This is a genomic window from Kitasatospora sp. NPDC056327 (assembly GCF_042261735.1).
Taxonomy (GTDB): domain Bacteria; phylum Actinomycetota; class Actinomycetes; order Streptomycetales; family Streptomycetaceae; genus Kitasatospora.
This window is the reverse complement of record NZ_JBHJRC010000497.1, coordinates 1-2,907: the sequence shown is the minus strand read 5'-3', so window position 1 is coordinate 2,907 and position 2,907 is coordinate 1. Positions and strand designations below refer to the sequence as shown.

4 protein-coding genes are annotated in these 2,907 nt (G+C 75.0%); 3 read left to right on the top strand and 1 reads right to left on the bottom strand.

Going from position 1 to position 2,907, the window contains the following annotated elements:
• Window positions 1-310 precede the first annotated feature (310 nt).
• Window positions 311-1,063, top strand: coding sequence for an RICIN domain-containing protein (locus ACFCX4_RS35695; protein WP_376151544.1), 753 nt, complete (start codon window positions 311-313; stop codon window positions 1,061-1,063).
• Window positions 1,064-1,084: 21 nt separating this feature from the next.
• Here the strand turns inward: ACFCX4_RS35695 and ACFCX4_RS35690 are convergent, their stop codons facing one another.
• On the bottom strand, window positions 1,085-1,717 hold the full coding sequence (locus ACFCX4_RS35690; protein ID WP_376151542.1) for a TetR/AcrR family transcriptional regulator: 633 nt from the start codon (window positions 1,715-1,717) through the stop codon (window positions 1,085-1,087).
• 147 nt (window positions 1,718-1,864) lie between these two features.
• On the opposite strand from ACFCX4_RS35690, the gene ACFCX4_RS35685 reads away from it, so the two are divergent.
• The gene (locus ACFCX4_RS35685) at window positions 1,865-2,533 is read left to right on the top strand and encodes an FMN-dependent NADH-azoreductase (RefSeq protein ID WP_376151540.1); all 669 of its coding nucleotides are present in this window, start codon (window positions 1,865-1,867) and stop codon (window positions 2,531-2,533) included.
• A 5-nt stretch (window positions 2,534-2,538) separates the two neighbouring features.
• The gene (locus ACFCX4_RS35680; protein WP_376151538.1) at window positions 2,539-2,862 is read left to right on the top strand and encodes a DMT family transporter; all 324 of its coding nucleotides are present in this window, start codon (window positions 2,539-2,541) and stop codon (window positions 2,860-2,862) included.
• The last annotated feature ends 45 nt before the right edge of the window (window positions 2,863-2,907 follow it).

Genomic DNA, 2,907 nt, shown 5'->3' with positions numbered 1-2,907 from the left:
CCCCCCGCACGGGGGAGCCGGGCCGTTCGCGTTCCGCCCGCCGGGCGGCCTCCCGGACCGCTCGGACCCCGGTTGGCCTGGTGCTTTCCGGACGGATCACCCGGGGCCCCGGCCTGCCGTGGAATCAGCCCGTCCGTTCGTACCAATGCCCGTCCGTGGACGGACCATTGGCGGGATCGGCGACCCGCGTGGTTGACCGTGGCCGTACACCCCCGGAGGCTTTCACGCGGCCCGCACAACCGTCGCACCGTCAACACGGTTCCCGGACGTGCGGGTTGCCCGCTCGACCCGTCTCCGGAAGGACCTTCCGATGCGCCGTACCGCCGCCCTCCTCTCGACCGCCGCCCTGCTGGGCGCGGCCGCCTCCCTCGCCGCACCGGCCGCCAGCGCGCAGTCGACCGGTGCGCAGTCCGCCGGTGCCCTGGCCGCCGGCTGCTCCGCCTACGTCGGGGCGTGGAACGCCTACGGCACCTGCAGCGGCATCGATCCGCTCCAGTCCTGGCAGGTCACCGCGACCTGTCAGTGGTGGAACGCCCAGCACACCGTGCAGTTCTCCCGGCCCACCTACAGCGGCACGATGGTCGGCGACGGCACCGCGATCGCGGCCTGCGGGGTCAACGAGACCGTGGTGTTCCCGGCCGTCGTGCTCGGCGCCAAGCTGCCGCCCCAGCCCGCCGGTCCGGTCGGCCGGATCACCGGCTACGCGGGCAAGTGCGTCGACGTGAAGGGTGCGAAGAGCTCCGACGGGACGCCGGTCCAGATCTACGACTGCAACGGCAGCGACGCCCAGCAGTGGAAGGTCGCCGTGGACGGCACCGTCCGCGCCTTCAACAAGTGCATGGACGTCACCGGCGCCGGCACCGCGAACGGAACCAAGATCCAGCTCTACACCTGCAACGGCAGCGGTGCGCAGCAGTGGCAGGTCCGGGCCGACGGCTCGATCCTCAACCCGGCGTCCGGCCGCTGCCTGGACAACCTGGGCTTCTCCACCAGCAACGGCAACCAGCTCGGCATCTGGGACTGCAACGGGGCCGCCAACCAGGTCTGGCACGTGCCCGCCTGATCGCGGGGCGCGGCGCCCCGGCTATCCGAGGGCGCCGTGCGCCAGGACGGCGAGGCCGGCCGCGATCCGTTCCGGGGTCAGGCCGCTGTCGCGCTGGTGACGGAAGAGTTCCGGGGCGAGCGGGGCGAGCAACTGGTCGGCCAGGACCTCCGGGTCCGGCCGGCCGGCCTCGCGCGCCAGGTGGGCGACGTGCAGCCGCCAGAAGGCGTAGGCGCCGGTCCGGTAGCGGGCCGCGCCGGTCTCGGCGCCCAGGACCAGGTGCACATGGGTCTCCAGCAGGTCGACCATCGCGGCGTAGAAGGCGGCCAGCCGTTCGGCCGGGGCGGCGTCGGCCCCGCCCGTCCCGCCGCCGGTCCCGCCGTCCGTCCCGCCGCCCGGGCCGAGCGGCGGGGCGCCGCGCAGCAGCCGGTCCTGGAGGGCGCGTTCGTGCTCGTCGAGCAGGGCGCGGGCGATCGAGGCGCGGTCCGGGTAGCGGCGGTAGAGGGTGCCGCGGCCGATGCCCGCGGCCCGGGCGATGTCGTCCATGGTGACGGCCGCCGGGTCGCCCGCGGCGAAGAGCCGTTCGGCGGCGGCGAGCACCTTGGCCCGGTTCCGGGCGGCATCGGCCCGCTCGCGGGGCGGCGGGCCTGCGGCCATCGGGAGCTCGGTCGTCATGGTTGGCAACGGTAGGGGCAAGGGGCGGCCGAAGGGAAGTGGACGCGCTGTCCACTTCCCTCTATCGTGGGGTCCGCCGACAAGTGGACACACTGTCCGTTCGTGTCCGCGGCTCCGTCCTGCCCAGACCGTCCCGGGGGTTCCACCGTGTCCCACCTCCTGCACCTCGACAGCAGCGCGCGCACCGACTCCGTCACCCGCCGCCTCGGCGCGGCCTTCGCCGGGGCCTGGGCCGCCGGCGGCGGCGAGGTCACCCACCGCGACCTCGCCGCCGACCCCGTCCCGCCGATCCGCGAGGGCTGGACCACGATCTGCGACACCCTGCTGCGCGAGGGCATCACCGACATCGCCCGCTACGCCGAGGCGGTCCGCACCGAGCGGGAACGGGAGGCCTGGGCGGTCGTCCGGCCGCTGCTCGGCGAACTGGTCGCGGCGGACGCCGTCCTGATCGGCGCGCCGATGTACAACTTCGGCGTCCCGGCCGCCCTCAAGGCCTGGATCGACCAGGTCACCTTCCCCAGGATGGTGCTCGCCCCGCGCAGGTTCGTCGTGGTGGCCGCCCACGGCGGCGCCTACGGGCCGGGCACCCCGCGCGAGCCCTACGACCACGCCGGGCGCTACCTGAGCGACTTCGTCCGCGGCCACTACGCGGTCGAGGACACCGAGGTGATCGCCGCCGAACTCGTCAACTCCCTGGTCGACCCCGCCCTGGCCGGGCGGACCGGCCTGCACCGGGAGTCCCTCGCCGAAGCGCTCCGCCGGGCCGGCGAGGCCGGCGCCGAGCTGGTCGGCCACCGCGTCCGGCGCGGGGAGTGAGCGGCGTGCCGTGGATCTGGCTGCTGCTGGCCGGGGCGGTGGAGGTCGCCTGGGCGCAGTCCATCAAGCCGACCGAGGGGTTCACCCGGCTCCCGCAGACCGCCCTGTGCCTGGTCCTCATGCTGGGCGCCGCCCACCTGCTCTCCCGTGCTCTCCAGGACCTCCCGGTCGGCACCTCCTACGCGGTCTTCACCGGCATCGGCACCATCGGCACCGTGCTGACCTCCCTCGCCGTCCGCCACGAGGTCCCGTCCCCGACCGCCCTCGCCGGCCTCGCCCTCGTCACCGTCGGCCTCGTCACCGTCCATCTGGGCACCGGCACCCCCTGAGCCGCGGCCGACGGCCCGCCGTGCCGCGGCCGACACCGGGTCGGT